The sequence below is a fragment of the Niallia sp. Sow4_A1 genome, from assembly GCF_052116745.1.
Taxonomy (GTDB): Bacteria; Bacillota; Bacilli; order Bacillales; family Cytobacillaceae; genus Niallia; species Niallia hominis.
The window spans coordinates 89,169-106,464 of record NZ_JBQKKM010000004.1 but is presented as its reverse complement, the minus strand read 5'-3'; the positions used below and the strand labels follow the sequence as shown (position 1 = coordinate 106,464).

General features: G+C 33.4%; 18 protein-coding genes. 13 read left to right on the top strand and 5 right to left on the bottom strand.

What is annotated here, in order from left to right; genetic code table 11:
- Positions 1–75: 75 nt before the first annotated feature.
- On the bottom strand, positions 76–249 hold the full coding sequence (locus tag ACTQ5K_RS03825; RefSeq protein ID WP_155986730.1) for a hypothetical protein: 174 nt from the start codon (positions 247–249) through the stop codon (positions 76–78).
- Positions 250–536: 287 nt separating this feature from the next.
- On the opposite strand from ACTQ5K_RS03825, the gene ACTQ5K_RS03820 reads away from it, so the two are divergent.
- The 3 genes from ACTQ5K_RS03820 to ACTQ5K_RS03810 all read left to right on the top strand — a co-directional run bounded on the left by ACTQ5K_RS03820 (position 537) and on the right by ACTQ5K_RS03810 (position 3,659).
- Positions 537–1,061, top strand: coding sequence for an RDD family protein (locus ACTQ5K_RS03820; protein ID WP_031534169.1), 525 nt, complete (start codon positions 537–539; stop codon positions 1,059–1,061).
- Positions 1,062–1,139: 78 nt separating this feature from the next.
- Positions 1,140–2,444 (top strand): MFS transporter, encoded by a 1,305-nt coding sequence (locus tag ACTQ5K_RS03815; protein WP_031534170.1) that lies wholly within the window; start codon positions 1,140–1,142, stop codon positions 2,442–2,444.
- Positions 2,445–2,753: 309 nt separating this feature from the next.
- Positions 2,754–3,659 (top strand): chemotaxis protein, encoded by a 906-nt coding sequence (locus tag ACTQ5K_RS03810; RefSeq protein ID WP_031534172.1) that lies wholly within the window; start codon positions 2,754–2,756, stop codon positions 3,657–3,659.
- A 154-nt stretch (positions 3,660–3,813) separates the two neighbouring features.
- On the opposite strand, the gene ACTQ5K_RS03805 is transcribed toward ACTQ5K_RS03810, so the two are convergent.
- Positions 3,814–4,281 carry a YkyB family protein gene (locus ACTQ5K_RS03805; protein WP_031534174.1) on the bottom strand — a complete coding sequence of 156 codons (468 nt, stop codon included), beginning with the start codon at positions 4,279–4,281 and terminating at the stop codon, positions 3,814–3,816.
- 290 nt (positions 4,282–4,571) lie between these two features.
- Here ACTQ5K_RS03805 and ACTQ5K_RS03800 point away from each other — a divergent pair, with 290 nt between their 5' ends.
- Complete coding sequence (locus ACTQ5K_RS03800) at positions 4,572–6,671, top strand: sensor domain-containing protein (RefSeq protein WP_031534176.1); 2,100 nt, start codon at positions 4,572–4,574, stop codon at positions 6,669–6,671.
- Between the two features lie 320 nt (positions 6,672–6,991).
- On the opposite strand, the gene ACTQ5K_RS03795 is transcribed toward ACTQ5K_RS03800, so the two are convergent.
- On the bottom strand, positions 6,992–7,711 hold the full coding sequence (locus ACTQ5K_RS03795) for a C39 family peptidase (protein WP_031534178.1): 720 nt from the start codon (positions 7,709–7,711) through the stop codon (positions 6,992–6,994).
- 353 nt (positions 7,712–8,064) lie between these two features.
- On the opposite strand from ACTQ5K_RS03795, the gene ACTQ5K_RS03790 reads away from it, so the two are divergent.
- Both ACTQ5K_RS03790 and ACTQ5K_RS03785 read left to right on the top strand, forming a co-directional pair.
- Positions 8,065–9,282 carry an EAL domain-containing protein gene (locus tag ACTQ5K_RS03790; protein ID WP_031534180.1) on the top strand — a complete coding sequence of 406 codons (1,218 nt, stop codon included), beginning with the start codon at positions 8,065–8,067 and terminating at the stop codon, positions 9,280–9,282.
- A 92-nt stretch (positions 9,283–9,374) separates the two neighbouring features.
- On the top strand, positions 9,375–9,977 hold the full coding sequence (locus ACTQ5K_RS03785) for a DUF3993 domain-containing protein (RefSeq protein ID WP_048717754.1): 603 nt from the start codon (positions 9,375–9,377) through the stop codon (positions 9,975–9,977).
- 97 nt (positions 9,978–10,074) lie between these two features.
- Here the strand turns inward: ACTQ5K_RS03785 and ACTQ5K_RS03780 are convergent, their stop codons facing one another.
- Positions 10,075–10,308 carry a glutaredoxin domain-containing protein gene (locus ACTQ5K_RS03780; protein WP_031534183.1) on the bottom strand — a complete coding sequence of 78 codons (234 nt, stop codon included), beginning with the start codon at positions 10,306–10,308 and terminating at the stop codon, positions 10,075–10,077.
- Between the two features lie 412 nt (positions 10,309–10,720).
- Here ACTQ5K_RS03780 and ACTQ5K_RS03775 point away from each other — a divergent pair, with 412 nt between their 5' ends.
- The 5 genes from ACTQ5K_RS03775 (at position 10,721) to ACTQ5K_RS03755 (ending at position 14,769) form a co-directional block, all read left to right on the top strand.
- Positions 10,721–10,957 carry a YkuJ family protein gene (locus ACTQ5K_RS03775; RefSeq protein ID WP_016200943.1) on the top strand — a complete coding sequence of 79 codons (237 nt, stop codon included), beginning with the start codon at positions 10,721–10,723 and terminating at the stop codon, positions 10,955–10,957.
- Between the two features lie 329 nt (positions 10,958–11,286).
- Entirely contained in the window at positions 11,287–11,733 is a 447-nt protein-coding gene (gene cbpB, locus ACTQ5K_RS03770; RefSeq protein ID WP_031534187.1) for a cyclic-di-AMP-binding protein CbpB, read from the top strand.
- A gap of 107 nt (positions 11,734–11,840) precedes the next feature.
- A complete protein-coding gene (locus tag ACTQ5K_RS03765) occupies positions 11,841–12,734 on the top strand; it encodes a LysR family transcriptional regulator (RefSeq protein WP_031534189.1) in 894 nt (297 codons plus the stop codon).
- A gap of 99 nt (positions 12,735–12,833) precedes the next feature.
- Entirely contained in the window at positions 12,834–13,544 is a 711-nt protein-coding gene (dapD, locus tag ACTQ5K_RS03760) for a 2,3,4,5-tetrahydropyridine-2,6-dicarboxylate N-acetyltransferase (RefSeq protein WP_031534191.1), read from the top strand.
- Positions 13,545–13,641: 97 nt separating this feature from the next.
- The gene (locus tag ACTQ5K_RS03755) at positions 13,642–14,769 is read left to right on the top strand and encodes an N-acetyldiaminopimelate deacetylase (RefSeq protein ID WP_031534193.1); all 1,128 of its coding nucleotides are present in this window, start codon (positions 13,642–13,644) and stop codon (positions 14,767–14,769) included.
- 80 nt (positions 14,770–14,849) lie between these two features.
- Here the strand turns inward: ACTQ5K_RS03755 and ACTQ5K_RS03750 are convergent, their stop codons facing one another.
- A complete protein-coding gene (locus ACTQ5K_RS03750; protein ID WP_251627364.1) occupies positions 14,850–15,701 on the bottom strand; it encodes a mechanosensitive ion channel family protein in 852 nt (283 codons plus the stop codon).
- 130 nt (positions 15,702–15,831) lie between these two features.
- Here ACTQ5K_RS03750 and ACTQ5K_RS03745 point away from each other — a divergent pair, with 130 nt between their 5' ends.
- Together ACTQ5K_RS03745 and ACTQ5K_RS03740 are read left to right on the top strand one after the other, a co-directional pair.
- Complete coding sequence (locus tag ACTQ5K_RS03745) at positions 15,832–16,287, top strand: TlpA family protein disulfide reductase (protein WP_031534197.1); 456 nt, start codon at positions 15,832–15,834, stop codon at positions 16,285–16,287.
- Between the two features lie 228 nt (positions 16,288–16,515).
- A complete protein-coding gene (locus ACTQ5K_RS03740; RefSeq protein WP_031534199.1) occupies positions 16,516–17,175 on the top strand; it encodes a potassium channel family protein in 660 nt (219 codons plus the stop codon).
- Positions 17,176–17,296 lie beyond the last annotated feature (121 nt).

The following is a 17,296-nucleotide window of genomic DNA, read 5'->3' as shown; positions in this document are numbered from 1 at the left end:
TATTGAAAACCATAGACAAAATAAAAAAGAGCAGTGACAAAAAAATCAATCACAGCTCTATCTATTTATCGTGAATTAGTAACCATAATCCCAATCAACGTCTTCTTCCATTAGGAATAATTGCTCATGATTCTCTAATTTTTCCGTTATTTGTACAGTTTCTTCGTGTTTTTTCCATGCTTCTAAGTCAATATTTTCTAAAAAAGTTACAGATAAGTCTTCATGAAAAAGAATTGCAGTACCCTTCATTGTGTACTCGTCCTCTCTTTAAATATATTTTAGCAATTATCTTTTCATTCTCTCCTTCACTTGCTTACACTTTTAGATTATTCCAATTGCACTAAATCGTCTAGGTCTTTGTTATACTTTTCACGAAATAGTAAAAAAAATATAAACATTTTATGAATATTTAAAGAAGGAAGGAAACAAAGGAATTCATTAATTGTATAAAAATTGTAAACCTTTCACCTATTACATAAAAAAGGTTGTTTAGATAATAAATTCCATTTATCATAAGAATAGGAGGGGGAAATTAAATGGTAACAACAATACATATAGAAAAAAACGAACAACCTGAATATGCAGGATTTTGGATTCGCTTTGGAGCATGGGTAATCGATAGTATTATTATCGGGATTCCCTTATTAATTCTTTCAAATGTCATTTTTGCTTTGTTTGTAAATTCAATGGAAATCCCGGAAGAGCTATTAATGGATCCAGCAAGTGTAGACACATTATCTGATGCAGAAATGTTATCGATAATAGGACCGATGATGACCGCATTTTTTGGAACAATGGGTATATGTTTGCTTATTAGTCTTTTTTATTATTCGCTACTTCATTCATCAAAATGGCAAGCGACAATTGGGAAAAAACTTTTAGGGTTAAAGGTAACAGATAAAAATGGGAATAGATTATCTTTTTGGAGAAGCCTAGGAAGATATGTAGTATCAAGTCTTTTATCGGGAATCCTTTTGATTGGTTTTATTTTGGCTGCTTTTACAGAGAAAAAACAAGCATTACATGATTTAATTGTTGGTTCTCTTGTGGTGAGAAAATAATGCGTTTTATTTCCTATCGGGGACAACGAACAGTAAATAAAATGTCATACTTGCTTTTTGGAGAGGAGAGCTTGATGGATGGAGTCAGTAACAAATAAAGTTCAAATGGAAAAAAAAGGATGGGCGTTGTATTTTTCCTTGCCCATTCTTTCTTGGGCATTATATGATGCTGCTAATACCATTTTTTCGTCTAATATTAATACAGTCTTTTTCCCCTTCTATTTAAAGGGAATGATTGGTTCAGGTGAGGTACAGCAACAAATAGCATCCACGTTTATTTCGTATGCAAATGCCCTTGCAAGCATTTTATTAGTTATCTTTACACCGTTATTTGGAGTAATTATGGACAGAACAGGAAAAAAGAAGAAATATATTGTAATCCTGACACTATTAACAGTGCTAGGAACAATTGCAATGGGGATCTTTTCGTCTATTGAGTTTTCACAAACGATACTTGGAATACCATTGTCCTTAGGTTTCGTGGTTCTTTTTTTTGTACTATCGAAATTTACGTATCATTCTAGCTTAGTATTTTATGATTCAATGATTTCTGATTTAGGTAGCAAGGAACAAATCCCGTTAATTTCCGGATTTGGTGTCGCAGTAGGTTATATCGGAACACTTATTGGATTATCTGTTTATTTATTTATAGATGACGGGGCTTTTAATCAATCATTTATACCAACTGGGATTCTCTTTTTGCTCTTATCCTTGCCATTATTTTTTTTCATTAAAGACAAACCAAAAGAAAATGTCCAAAAGCAATCTATTTTCTCAGGCTATGGTGAAATAGTGGAAACCTTTAAGCAGATGAGGAATTATCGAAAGATTTTTACTTTTATGCTTGCCTATTTTTTTCTTAATGATGCCTTAGCAACTACAATTGCTATGATGGCAGATTATGCAAATACAGTTATTGAAATAAGTTCAGGTAAATTCATTATTCTATATCTTGTGTCAACTATTGCAAGCATCATTGGATCCTTTATCTTTGGATATATTGCAAAAAAAGTTGGAGCATATCGAGCTGTACGATATGTAGGGATATTATTAGTTATCGCTTTGATTATTGCAACATTTGCTTGGAATCAAGGGGCATTTTGGATTGCTGGGAGTCTTTTTGGAGTTGCTCTAGGGAGTATGTGGGTAACGACAAGAACATATATTGTTGATATTACTCCAGAAGAGAAGAGAGGCCAGTTCTTTGGACTATTTGCCTTTTCTGGTAAGGTATCTTCCATTATCGGTCCATTTGTATATGGTACGATTACACTCATATTTGCTGATTTAGGAAATATAGCGAGCAGGATGGCGCTAGGCTCGTTAATTATTTTAACTATTATTGGATTAGTAATCCATGCACGCGTAAAAGAAGAATGGTAGGCTAGGCTGTTCAAGAAGGCTAACGAAAGCAGATATTCCGTAAATGGTGAAACCAATGGAAAAAGCTGCTTGATTGTTGCCTTTAGGAACAGTCTTTTTTAATATAACTGTATTAGGTATAGTAATTGTTGGCTAGATGGATTAAAAAAGAGGATATTGTTAGCGAGCAAAGATAGTTTCTAATTGGAGAAAATTGAATAAACTTACTTTAAGAATAGATAAATAGTCCGATATAAAGAATAGGTAAATAACTGAAAAGTGGATTTCATAAATGAACGAATTTTTAGAACCACGAAAGGACAGAAATAAATGAAAAACGACAAAGGAATACTTTTAGAATCTGGAACAAATGAGCTTGAAATTGTGGAATTTAGTGTTGGAAAGAACAATTTTGGTATAAATGTTATTAAGGTGAAGGAAATTATTAATCCAGTACCGATTACTCCAATACCACATGCCCATCCCTATGTAGAAGGAATAATGGAACTAAGAGGAGAAGTATTAACAGTAGTTAATCTTGCAAACGTATTAGGATATGCTCCTTCTGATACTCCTGAAAAAGATAAATATATTGTTTCTGAATTCAATAAAACAAAAATTGTTTTCCATGTTCATAATGTTACACAAATCCACCGGATATCATGGGAAAATATTGAGAAACCATCTGAGACTTATTATGGATCAGAAAGCCAAATAATTGGTGTAGTTAAATTAAACGGAGAGATGATTTTACTGCTGGATTTTGAAAAAATAGTGGTAGATATTAATCCTGAATCCGGAATTAATGTACAACAAGTGAAAAAATTAGGGGAAAGAGCAAGAAGTGATAAGAAACTAATTGTTGTGGAAGATTCTGCCCTTCTAAGAAAATTACTGGAAGATACGTTGAGCGCTGCAGGCTTTCAATACATTACATTTTTTGAAAATGGTCGTGAAGCATTAGCTTATTTAACAAAAAATGTGGAGAATGGTACTTCTATAGACGAGGTTGCCCAGTTAATGATTACAGATATTGAAATGCCACAAATGGACGGGCATCATCTAACAAAGCTAGTTAAAGATAATACAAACTTATCTAAGTTACCTGTCGTTATATTTTCGTCATTAATTACAGAGGGTTTAAGACATAAGGGGCAGGTTGTTGGAGCAAATGCCCAAGTAAGTAAACCAGAGATTAACGAATTAATTCAAATTATCGACGACATCATTTTATAATACTTATGTTTTAAAAGAAAAGTATGTGATTTAATGAAAGCTGCCAAGCTATTTTGACCTTAAGAGCAAAATAGCTTGGCAGCTTTTCTTTGTTAAAGAGATAAGTTGATTAGAGGGATTAGCCCCTTTGCAAATAGTTGAGAAAGAGCAAAAATTAATAGCTTTCACCGAGCTTTTTAAATACTGGTTTTTGGTATTGCTTTTTGCGGAATGTTTGATTAGGTGGCGAATCTTCTTTTAAACCAGTGTAAACGGATAAAAGCTTTTTTGATTGTGTTAAGGATAGAGTTGATTTGGGATTTCGAACACTTTGATTGAGAGATCCTAAATGTGGCAATTCCTCAAAATCCTTTTTAGTTGGAGGTAGATGAAAAGTATAGTTTTTACATGCAATTAATAGATCTGATTGTTGTTGGCTATATTTTGGATTGTTTGAGAAGTGTAGACCCATTTTTTTTGCTTTGCCTTCTGCTAATAGCTTATGTAAACTGTCATGCTTCAATTTATATAAAAACTTTGGGTTTGGAGCAGTTTTTGCATGACGATTTACAACAGAAATTGCTTGGAGAAGATTTTCAACAGTAGGTTGTATTGGTGGTGGATATTTTTGCTGCTTATTCAATCGGTTAATGCTCCTTTCTTACTAAATTGTACAAGTTATTATACTATTTTTACGAGAGAAAAGGAAATAAAAAGAGAATATCTTTTCCGTTATTTCTTTAAAATTAGAATAATAATCTAGGATTAGCCCTTTTATACGAATAAACTAAATTTTTTATCTATTTAAGTACAAACTTTCATATATATGCCGATAAAAGTAGTAAAAGAAAATTAGATTGGATAGCGATTGTTAATAGAGTTAATCTTATTCGAAACAAAATAATATATCGCTGCATGTTAGGAATGAGATGGATGAACGAATTTAACAAGAATAATGCAAGTAAGAAAATGATAGCACAATCTAAATCAAATATAGAAAATATTATTTTTGAAATTATTTTTATGTATATAAAAGATATGGTATTTATTATGAAAGCAGAAAAAGACAATACTTTTCGGTATATCTTTGTCAATGAGGCTGCCTTTTTATTTTCTCAATTACCAATTGATTTCATAGGGAAAGGGTTTCAAGATGTCTCTTCTAAGAAAATAGCTGATAGATTACAACAGGAATATACGATTGTATGTGAAACAAAGAAGAATCATATTTATACAGATCAAATACTGACAGATAATGGCGATATCATTTATGCGGAATCTGTTTTGACGCCTATTATAGATGAACAGAATGAAGTAAAGTATATTGTATCCATCACAAGAGATATTACAGAGTCCATTAAAGAAAAACGATTGTTGCATGAAAGCGAACAGAAATATCGTTCATTAGTTCAAAATAATTTAGATGCCGTATTCACGGTTAGCTTAGATGGGGTTATTCAAGAAGTGAATCCAACTGGATTAAAGTTAATTGACTTTAGTGATGTAAAACTGCCACTGTTTTCACTGTATGAACTCATAGATGAGGGTAATACCTTATTTTACGATAGCTTTAGAAAATGCAAATTAACGGAAACATCCCAATCGCTAGATTGTAAGTTAAAAAGCAAAAATGGAAAAAAACTGTCCATTCATACAAAATTTGTTCCCATTAAAGTGAATGATACCATTAGAGGTATTTATGTTATCTTAAGGGATATTTCTGAACGTGCGGAAACGGCAGAAAAAATTCGCTATATGTCCTTTCATGATCAGCTAACGGGTCTTTATAATAGAAGAGCCCTTGTTGAAGATTTAAATCTGGAGATTAAGAAGGCTGAAACAGAGAAAGTTACGTTTGCCTTAATGACGATTGATTTAGATCGGTTTAAATATATCAATGATACATTTGGTCATATTGTCGGAGATCAAATTCTCATAAAAGTTGCGGAACGATTATTAGAATTTAAAAATCATAAATGCCATGTATATCGACAGGGAGGAGATGAATTTAATATTCTCCTGTCCAATACAAATAGACAAGAAACAGCAAGCTTAGTTCAACGTATTATCTCAAGTTTTGCAAATTCCTTCTACTTAAACTCTCATGAATACTATATTAGCCCGAGCATCGGAATTAGTATGTATCCATATGATGGAGATGACATGGAGAAAATCATTAAGAACGCGGATGAGGCACTTTTTCGCGTGAAAGAAAGAGGTAAGGCACATTATCAATTCTATCGTTCTGATATGACTTCAAATTTAACAAATGTAGTATCATTAGAAACAAAATTGCGAAAAGCAGTCCAAAAAAATGAACTAAAATTGTATTATCAGCCACAAATTGATTTAAAGAGTCATACATTTAATAGTTTTGAAGCATTATTAAGATGGGAGAGTCCTTCATTGGGACTAGTTGCACCCAATGATTTTATCCCACTTGCTGAAGACACAGGTCTCATTATTTCTATTGGAAACTGGGTAATCGAAAAGGCATGTGAGCAAATAAATACATGGAAAACTTTATACCATAAGGATGTGCGTATAGCAGTTAATATCTCACCAAAGCAATTTCAACAACCCAATTTTGTTGAAATGATACGTTACTCTATTCAAAAATTTAATATTAAACCGTCCTTGCTGGAGATTGAGATTACAGAAGGGGTTATGGAGAATATTAAAGAAGCAATTCCTATTTTGCGAAAACTAAAGGATTTAGGGGTTATTATCTCTGTCGATGATTTTGGAACTGGTTATTCTTCTCTAAGCTATATTAAGCAATTTCCGATTGATGTATTAAAAATTGATCAATCCTTTGTAAAAGATGTGGTTACAAATGCAAAGGATGCTGCCATTACGACAACGATTATTCACTTAGGACAAAATTTAGGGATAGAAGTTATTGCAGAAGGTGTGGAAACGAAAGAGCAAGAAGACTTCTTAAAAGAGGCAAATTGTCAAAAAGCACAAGGCTTTTATTATTCTCGACCATTGACTTGTGAAGAGGCGGAGCAATTTCTTAAGGATTTTTAAACATGAATAGAAAGATGGAAACATAAACTTATATTAAGCGAGTTAATAAAAAGGAAGACCCTAGAAGGATAGCTGGACGCATATCTTTTTGTTAGTACTTAAAAAAATGTAGGGTTGAGTCTATTTGAAAGAAACACGTTGATTGCAGCGCACAGATAATTGCTTTTTGGAGGAAAAGAATAAGGGAATTTGGATTTACACTCGGAATCCCTTCTTTACTTTAACAATTATCAATAGGTGGATGCAATCAACGCTAATCGTTAAATGTTGTTGCAAACAAATTATGAATACGTTCTATTTATTATCCTTTTTATACACTTTTACCGATAACTAATAGCTCTGGACTTTAAAGCATGCCAAGATTTAATAAAAGTCTTTTTATCGACTTTAACATTCTTTTTACCTGATAAGGGGTCATTTAAGTAAACATGATTCTTACTGAAGCCAACTAATACAACAGCGTGTAGGTCTAATGGTGTTTTAATTGTTTTTCCATTGTGTTTCCATGATTCCCATCTATCTGGTAAACGATAATCACCTGTTGTCCAAACTACAATTGGATAACCATTTTGAACATGTTTCTCTAAATCATGGAAAGAATATTTCGTTAAGTTAACGGCTCTTTCTGGGAGGTATTTGTTAACTAGATCTTCCATTGGCTTATCAAATACAGCATACCCAGGCTTTTTTCCAGTCATATCACCTACGAATCCAATAGAGGGGTCTCCCCATTCGATAATATTGCCATTTTTTCGAATCAATGGGTCTATGTCCTTCTGAATATTTTTGTAAAGCTCCATTTTATTTACTTTAACACCAGCGTAATTCAAAACCATCGTTAAACTGGTCACTTCACATCCATATTTTAGTTCAGGATTTTGTTTTATCAAAGGAACATCAAGCAATACACTTTTGTTCGTGCTAGATTCTTGATGTAGTTGTTCTACTTTTGGCTTACTCTCTTCAATATGGAAATATTCCCAAGTTTGCTCGGACCCGAAAAAGGGAGTGAGCAACAGTAATAGCTTACACAACTGCATTTTACTACCTCTTTCTTGCCAACTCCTATTTTTTATCATACGAAATTTCAAACAAAATTATAAGGACATATTATTACCAACACCTTATCCTTTTTTTATTGTGCTTGCCTGTGGAATGATATCATCGGATGAAACTGTGTTTCAGCTAAAAATTGAAAGAATTTTCTATCAATGTTTCTTTAGCTAAGGATTTATATGATATAATAAGGTTTATTTTAATTCTTAGAATAAAGTGAAGAACCTTTGCCTACTTACTGTCTAAAAATAAATATCATCAAAAAAAGGACGAAATGATTTATAACGGAAGCGATAAGCAAAGGAGTTTGCTTTTCTTGTGGGGAGGCTATCAAAATATGGATGCTTTGGATATTTTGACTGATTTAGAAAATGTCATCCCTTATTTTCAAGCTATATTTAGCGCTGATGAACATCGAGTAATCGGTTATGAAATATTAGGAAGATATAATGGAGCAGATGGTGTTGAAAGCCTTGGAGATTTCTTTTTTGATGAAGGAATTCCTGATGAATATAAAATTGAGGTAGATCAAGTTATTTTAACGAAGGCGCTGGATAAAGCGTTGTCCCTTGACGAGGATGTATTGCTCTTTATCAATAGAGATGCTGAAATCTTGATGAAGGATGATGGAGAATCATTTTTAGAAACATTGCTGGAATATGAAGGGAAAGGCTTCAAGTTAGATCGAATCGTTCTGGAGATTTCAGAGCGAAATTATCATGGGCAATTTTATCATTTAGATCATTTATTACTTTATTATCGAACATATGGCATTAAAATTGCCATTGATAAAATGGGAAGTGATAGTAGCTATTTAGACAGACTCGGTGATTTAGCACCTGATATCCTAAAAATTGATTTATTAGCTTTGCGATCTACATCTACCTCGCATGCTTACCAAAATGTTTTATATTCGCTATCTATGCTTGCTCGAAAAATTGGTGCTACTTTATTATTTGAAAATATTGAGATGGTATATCAGCTTCAATTTGCTTGGAAAAATGGTGGGAGATTTTATCAAGGATACTATTTACACTATCCTGAGGCAAATTTCGTTGATCGCAATTGTAGAAAAGAAATATTAAGAGATTTGTTTCATGAGTTCATTTTTTCAGAAAAGAAAAAACTATCAACAATTTTTGAATTAACAGAGGATTTTCAAGTTCAATTACAGTCATTGCTTGTTAAATATAAGAAATATTCTTCCTATGAAGAGCTTTTGAAATTACTTACTGCTGATTTAACAGATGTTGCTTTTCGAATGTATGTATGTGATGAAGATGGATTTCAAAAATCTGCAAATATTATTAAATACGATAGTGATTGGATTATTCAGCCTGAATATGCACACAAAAATTGGAGTTGGCGACCATATTTCCTAGAAAATATTATAAAAATGAGGAATGAAAAAAGAGGGATATTGTCTGATTTATATAGTGATATCGAAACAGGAGAAACAGTAAGAACTTATTCATACCCATTAAACGCCAAGGAATATTTGTTTATTGATTTATCTTATAATTTTCTTGATCGAAAGAAATTGCTACTTAGTTAAAACAAGCTGAAGAGATTTTCTCTTCAGCTTGTTTTTATGCCATAAATTAAGGGTAAAGTTTAAATGAAATAAATAGAGAAGGAGAGAGTAGGATGAATAAAAGCTTCTTTACTATAGTGATTATTTTGCTTCTTGGTATATTTCCATATTCCGCACATGCTACCAGCCATTTGACAAGTAGGGATGAAGTCTTTGCTTTTGTAGAAAAGGCATTTCGAGCACAGGTGTCATTAAGTAAAGAAGCGAGGGATATGGAGGAGATACAAGAAATATTGGCACCTTATTTTTCGGAGAAACTAATCTATTTATTTCTTAATGAAAACTTGACTGGAGAAAATGGGGCATTTTATACATACGGTAATGAATTCGGAAAATATTATCTGCCTTTTTATCAGTTATCCGATCAAACCTTTATAGAAACAGAAGAAAATAGTATTCTTCTATATGAATATTATGAACCAATTATATTTGGAGAAAAAGTATATGAAGGAGCCTATGAAGGAGTGCTTATAAGAAAGGTGAATGAGAATTGGATTGTTACGAATATGCTGACAGATAAAGAGGTAAGAACCATTATAAATAACAAAGAAAATAACTATAGTACATTGGTTTATATGCCCTTGTTTGCAATAGAAAATCAAGTAACTTATATCAGTAACAATTGGAAAAATCATAATGTACAAACGCTAAAATAGCTTGTAAGAGTTATTTTCTAGATTTTGAGGTATTAGCTATAATGAAAGTGTGGCGCACTTTTTTACGTATAGTGTACGCCACATTGGTGACTTGCTGTTAAAGATTTAAAGCAATTTTAAGTTTTTCCAAATCGAAACCATAAATTACAGTTCCATCTACCACAAAAGTTGGGGTTGAAAAGGATTGGTATTTCTTTATTAATTCTGTTTTCGCACGCGAATCCTTTTGAATATCTTTTATTACAAAGTCAAATCCATGTTCTTTTAAAAAGAGCTTGGAATATTCGCAAGGGGGACAGTCAGGCTGGGTATATAACGTGATTTGGTGCATTTTGTTCCTCCTACATTCATTCTACTTCTAATCATACAAAGAAAGCTTTTTTCGTGCAATTCATTTTAGCAAATGATAGGAATAGGTTTAAACAGGAAAGGTTACTTTTTGGATTCTGAGGGAGCTGTAGATGTGCGGAATTAGACAAATGATTATTTCCATTTTGCTATAAGAAAGGTGTTTTTTTGTTATGATTTTATATGTTAGAATATTCAGATGAAATAAATAATAAAAAAACAACTAGTTTTTTTTAGTTTTACTTGGACAAACTCTCGACAATCTTTTATTCTGTTAGTATTGGCATTTTACACAAGAGGCGAATGGTACTTTATTTAACGAAGAAAGTGTATAGAAACATGCTAATAGTGAAACCTATTGTTAACAAAAGGTTTGTTTTGAAAGGAGAGAGAGCATGTCACAATTACAAGGCATATTAACAAGATTAAAGAATCTGCAAGAGCAGGCAACTGGGGGAGAACCAACTCAACGTTTCTTCGAGGTAAATGGGGAGAGAAAGTGTCAAGTTACATTTCATCCAAAAACAGAAACGTTTGAACTAGAAGTCTATAATGACAAAGAAAAACCAAAAAGATATCAATTTGATAATGTTGATATGATTACAATTGAGATTTTTGATTTAATTCAGTAAGATTTTTAAGAAGCTTTTTGCATTTACGGATACCCAAATGCAGAAAGCTTTTTTTATACTTTTAATTTTACTACATGAAAAAAGCAAGTGAATCCATACTAATAGTTGAGGTGATAAACATGATGCCAACGGTTATTTGTCCAGAATGCTCTCGTGAGGAAAAATTAGAGAATGTACTGACAGCTCAATCTAATCAAAATGTAATCTTTCAATGCCCTCATTGTCAACTACTTGTAAGGAATATAAAAACGAGTAAGGGTTAAAGGAGCATTAAGCCGGAAACTGTGATAAAATGAGGTATAAATATATTTTGTGAGGAGTTTTCGGCTATGATAAGTATGCACAGCGAAGAGTTTTTAAACATCACTTTAAATGATTTATTAATTCCGTCTGAACGGGTTGCACATGTACAGGTAGGAAACAGTTTAGAACACGCTCTGCTAGTCTTAACAAAAAGTGGATACTCAGCAATCCCTGTATTAGATGCACATTATAAGCTCCATGGATTGGTGAGTACGCCAATTATTATGGAGAGTATACTTGGACTAGAAAGAATTGAATTTGAAAAATTAGAAGAAATAAAAGTAGAAACAATTATGAACACTGTAATGCCGAGAGTGAAGAGTAATAGTTCTGTATTACATACGATTAAACATTTGGTAGACCATCCTTTTATTTGTGTAGAAACAGAAGATGGCTATTTTGAAGGGATTTTAACGAGAAGAGCAATATTAAAGCGACTTAACAATTATTTACATCAAAACAATCACCAATAATCTATAACAATTAAATTCCTTTCACCTACTGTAGCCGCTCTTATTCACCTCTTCATTAGAGTTCTTTCCCTCTTTTGATAACAAATTTTTTATATGAGGATACTATCATGTCAACGATTTCTGAATTAAAATTATTAACCGTTCTTGCACAAGAAATGAATATGAGAAAAGCAGCAGAAAGACTTTTTGTCACACAACCCGCCCTTTCTCAAAGGCTGCAAAATATCGAGAAAGATTGGGGGACACCATTATTTATTAGGTCACAAAGAGGGCTTTCGCTTACTGCTGCTGGCGAATTAGTAACGAAATTCGCAATGGAAACGCTAAAGAAAGAAGAAGAAGTGAAAGAATCCATTCATGCTTTCAAAGAAGAAGTGTATGGAACATTAAAGATAGCTGTTGCAAGTATCGTAGGACAGAACTGGCTTCCGGAGGTCTTAAAACGATTTGTTGAGCGCTATCCTCAGGCAAAGGTATCATTAGTAACAGGCTGGAGTAGCGATATGATGAAATCTGTTTCTGAGGATAGTATGCATATAGGTATTGTAAGAGGAGTATCCGATTGGAAGGGAATTAAAATTCATTTATTTGATGACCCCCTTTATTTAGTGGATCGAGAAATTGCGAAGCTTGAGGATATTGCTTTAACGAATCGGCCGTTTATCCAATTTAAAAGTGATTCAAACTATTACGAAGAAATACAGGTTTGGTGGCATCGGAATTTTCAACTGCCTCCGAACAATACTATTGTCGTGGATCAGATTGAAACATGTAAACAGCTTTCTTTTAATGGGATTGGTTATAGTATACTTCCTTCTATTGCCTTAAAAAAAGTAGATGATGCACTTTCCCGAATTCCGTTATTTAATGATTATAATGAGCCAATCACAAGAGGAACTTGGTTAATTGGCTATGAAGCAACTTTTCAATTAAAACAGGTACAAGCTTTTTTAGAAATTGTTCACGAATATCTGGAAGAAGAAAAAAGGGGAAAGGGATGAATCGAAGATAAAAGTTAGTATTTATGGCTTGTTTTCATCACTTTTGTTTGGTAAAGTAATTTTTAGTATTGCATATATACATAATGGAGGTATTAGTTTATGAAAATGATGGATGCAAATGAAATTATTTCATTTATTCAAAATAGTACAAAATCTACACCGGTAAAGGTATACGTGAAAGGCGATTTATCTGCAGTTGATTTTGGTGAAAATGTTCAAACCTTTATCAGTGGAAATTCTGGTGTAGTTTTCGGAGAATGGGCTGATATTCAAAGTGTCATCGAAGGAAACCAGGACAAAGTTACAGATTATGTGATTGAAAATGATCGTAGAAACTCTGCAATTCCTTTACTAGACTTAAAAAATATTAAAGCGCGTATTGAGCCAGGTGCTATTATTCGTGATCAAGTGGATATTGGCGACAATGCAGTAATCATGATGGGTGCAGTTATAAATATTGGTGCTGCAATTGGCGAAGGTACAATGATTGATATGGGCGTTATTATGGGTGGACGTGCTACCGTAGGGAAGAACTGCCATATTGGTGCAGGTGCAGTATTAGCAGGTGTTATTGAGCCACCTTCTGCTAAACCAGTTATCATTGAAGATGATGTATTAGTGGGCGCAAATGCAGTTATCGTTGAAGGAGTTACAGTTGGTCAAGGATCTGTAGTAGCTGCAGGCTCTATTGTACTAGAAGATGTCCCAGCAAACACATTAGTTGCAGGAGCTCCTGCACGTGTAGTTAAAGAAATTGATGATAAAACTAAATCAAAAACGGAAATTATGCAAGAGCTACGTCAACTATAATTTTCAGTGTAAAGCGTGGAGAAGTTTCCACGCTTTTGTTTTAGAAATAGAGAAAAGGAAAGCATTCATCAGAAAATAGGAAGAGAAGGGGATTTATATGGGGAATACGATTGATTTAATCCAAATCCGCAGAGATTTGCATAAAATTCCAGAGCTTGGATTTAAGGAATTTAAAACACAACAATATTTACTCGGAAAAATTCAAAGCTTTTCAAATGAACGAGTAGAAATAAGAACATGGAAAACGGGGATTATTGTTAAGGTTCATGGACTTAACCCAACGAAAACGATTGGCTACCGAGCAGATATTGATGGATTGCCAATTGTTGAAGAAACGGAATTACCATTTCTATCTGAGCACCCTACAGAAATGCATGCTTGTGGACATGATTTTCATATGACCATTGCTTTAGGCTTACTTGCAAATATAATGGAAACTCCTATTAAAGATAATGTTGTGTTTATTTTTCAGCCTGCTGAAGAAGGACCAGGCGGAGCAAAGCCTATGCTTGAAAGTAAGGAGCTTAAAGAATGGATGCCTGATATTATCCTGGCTCTTCACGTAGCTCCTGAATATCCAGTAGGCACCATCGCAGTAAAGCCGGGCTTGCTATTTGCAAACACTTCTGAGCTTTTTATTGATTTAAAAGGGAAAGGCGGGCATGCAGCATACCCACATCTTACTAATGATATGGTAGTTGCAGCATGTAGTCTGGTTTCCCAGCTTCAGTCTGTTGTATCCAGGAATATTGATCCGCTCGATAGTGCTGTTGTGACCATCGGAAAAATCACAGGTGGAACTGTGCAAAATGTCATTGCTGAAAATGCAAGACTAGAAGGGACAATGCGAACCCTTTCAAGTGAGGCAATGGATAAAGTAAAGAAACGTGTCCAAGCTTTGGTGAATGGTATTGAAATTGGCTATGACTGTGAGAGTACGATTGATTTCGGTAGTGGTTATTATCAAGTCTATAATAATGAGCCATTAACAAGAGAGTTTATGGATTTTATTGAATACGAAACAGAAGCAAATGTGTTGGAATGCAAAGAAGCAATGACGGGCGAAGATTTTGGCTATATGTTAAAGGACATTCCAGGGTTTATGTTTTGGCTAGGTGTTGATTCTCCATATGGTTTACATCATAGCAAGCTTAATCCGAAAGAAGACGCATTACAAGTAGCTGTTAATGTTTTAACTGCGTATTTAATGAAAAAAGGAAATTAATTGTTCGGACGGTTGCTTATTTGTAAACAAAAAGCTTACTGCTTTATATTGGAATAATAGCAGTAAGCTTTTTTAAAGCATTAATTTTCTTTTTCAATCACTAGGGGTGCTTGTGGGAATTGAATCCCATTTTCATCAAGCGCGACTTTCGCTTCCTGTCTAATCAAGCGTTCCATTCCCCATTGCTCCATATTTTTTGTTTTTGCAATTATTCTTATTGTAATCGTATTTGCACCTAAATTTTGTATACCAATTAGATTTGGGCCATCTGTTATAGTGTCGTTTTCGTCTGCAATACGTTCACAAACTTGCTGTAGTATTTCTAATGTTCTCTGCAAATCATTGTTGACTGAAATATCTATATCCACTAGAGCTTGCATTTCTCCCCGGGAATGATTACTAAGCTGTGTAATTTCTCGATTCGGGATAAAGTGTAAAGTGCCATCTGCTGCTCGTATTTGGGTTGTTCTAAGGCCAACTTGTTCTACTGTGCCTGAAAATTCTCCAATCGTTATAAGTTCCCCAACATCTAATTGTTTTTCTAATAGGATAAAAAATCCTGACACTAGGTCACTAACAAGTCCTTGAGCTCCAAAGCCGACTGCTAATCCTATAATTCCTGCACCAGCCAATATTGCTGTAGCATCGATACCGAGCAATTGGAGTATGGTTATAATGAGAATGAAAAATAGTACATAGGTAATTAGGTTATTAATCAGGCTCTCCAGTGTAAAAGCTCTACCTCTAGAGATAGAGTTTTTTTTAATATAGGATTCGAATAATTTATTTATTAGCTGCTTAGCCATTTTTTTAATTAGAAGATAGCTAAGAAGGATAAGCAGTATTTTTATTGCTACAAGGGCAGTATTTAAGAAGAAGTCTCCCCAATGTATGGTTTGTATATAGGTTTTTAAATTGTTTAAATAGAACATTTAATGCTGTACTCCTTTTGTAAAAATTAACTAGCCAAGTATTTTCTTTTTATTCCCTTATATGTATTTGATAAACTAGAGGTTATATTAATATTTTTTAGAGAGAAAAGGAAAGAGGGTAAATACTACTGTGAAAATAGGTGATCCACTTCCCGAATGGGGTGCTCCGACACTATGGATTAATGGAGAAACAAAAGGAATGGAGAAAGGTGGAAATAAAGTAACTTTAATTCACTTTTGGTCTATAAGCTGTTATTTTTGTAAAAGGGCTATGTCAGAACTAAACCAATACAGAGATTTTTATCAAGAAAATTTGACTGTTATCTCTGTACATTTTCCTCGTTCGGAACATGATTTGAACATAGAATTAGTGAAAAAAACGGTGGAGGAATATAAGATGACACAATCCATTTATGTAGATCATGAATTTCAGCTAGCCAAAGCATTTTCAAATGAATATGTGCCATCTTATTATTTATTTGATCAGGCTGGGAAATTACGATACTATCAGGCTGGCGGGATTAATTTGAAAATGTTAGATACCCGAATAAGTCGAGTATTAAATGGCCAATTAGACAGAACTTAGCGAATATAATTTGGCATCTGGAAAGTATATCAATACAGCTTCAATTAATGTTATAATAATGGCGTTTCATTAGATAACGGGAAACATCATTATTTAGGAGTTTTAACTGGCATTGATAAGATAGTTATGAATAGGTGTTGCTTCTCGCTTAAAATGAATGTTTATTATAGGAGATAATAATACATGTGATGCGAGATAAAATTTATACGATAGTTGGAGGATTTAATAGTGAAAAGAGCATTTGCGGTAATTGGCCTAGGAAGATTTGGAGGCAGTATTTGTCGGGAATTAACGGAACTAGGTATGGATGTTATGGTAATTGATAAAAGTGAAGAAAAAGTAAATGAATATGCAAATCTAGTTTCACATGCAGTGGTCGGTAATGCAGTAGATGAAACGGTATTAAAGAGTCTTGGAATCCGTAATTTTGATCACGTTATAGTTGCGATAGGCGAGGATATACAAGCGAGTATTTTAACTACTTTAATGTTAAAGGAGCTAGGTGTTAAAAATATAACGGTAAAGGCTCAAAATGATTATCATGAGAAGGTGTTGAGTAAAATAGGAGCAGATGCAGTAGTTCATCCAGAAAGAGATATGGGGAAGAGGATTGCGCATAATATTGTTTCTAATAATGTCCTTGATTATTTGGAGCTTTCTGATGAACATAGTATTGTGGAAATTAAGGCTAGCCACAAATTAGATGGTCGTTCCATTATTGATTTAGATATTCGTGCGAGATATGGAATCACGATTGTTGCTATAAAAAGAGACAAGGAGATTATTGTTTCTCCTCAGGCATCAGAACCAATAAGAGAAAATGATATTTTGATTGTTATTGGTGCGGATTCAGATATTAATCGTTTTGAAAAAAAGGTAATGTCTTAATCATTAATAAGAAAAAGCGAGGACTCTTGCCTAAATACAGTACAAATGAAAGAAAGATATTGGGTTTATGGTGCTAGACTTATAATTATTTAGTTTTTTAAAAATACTTTCATAACCGAAA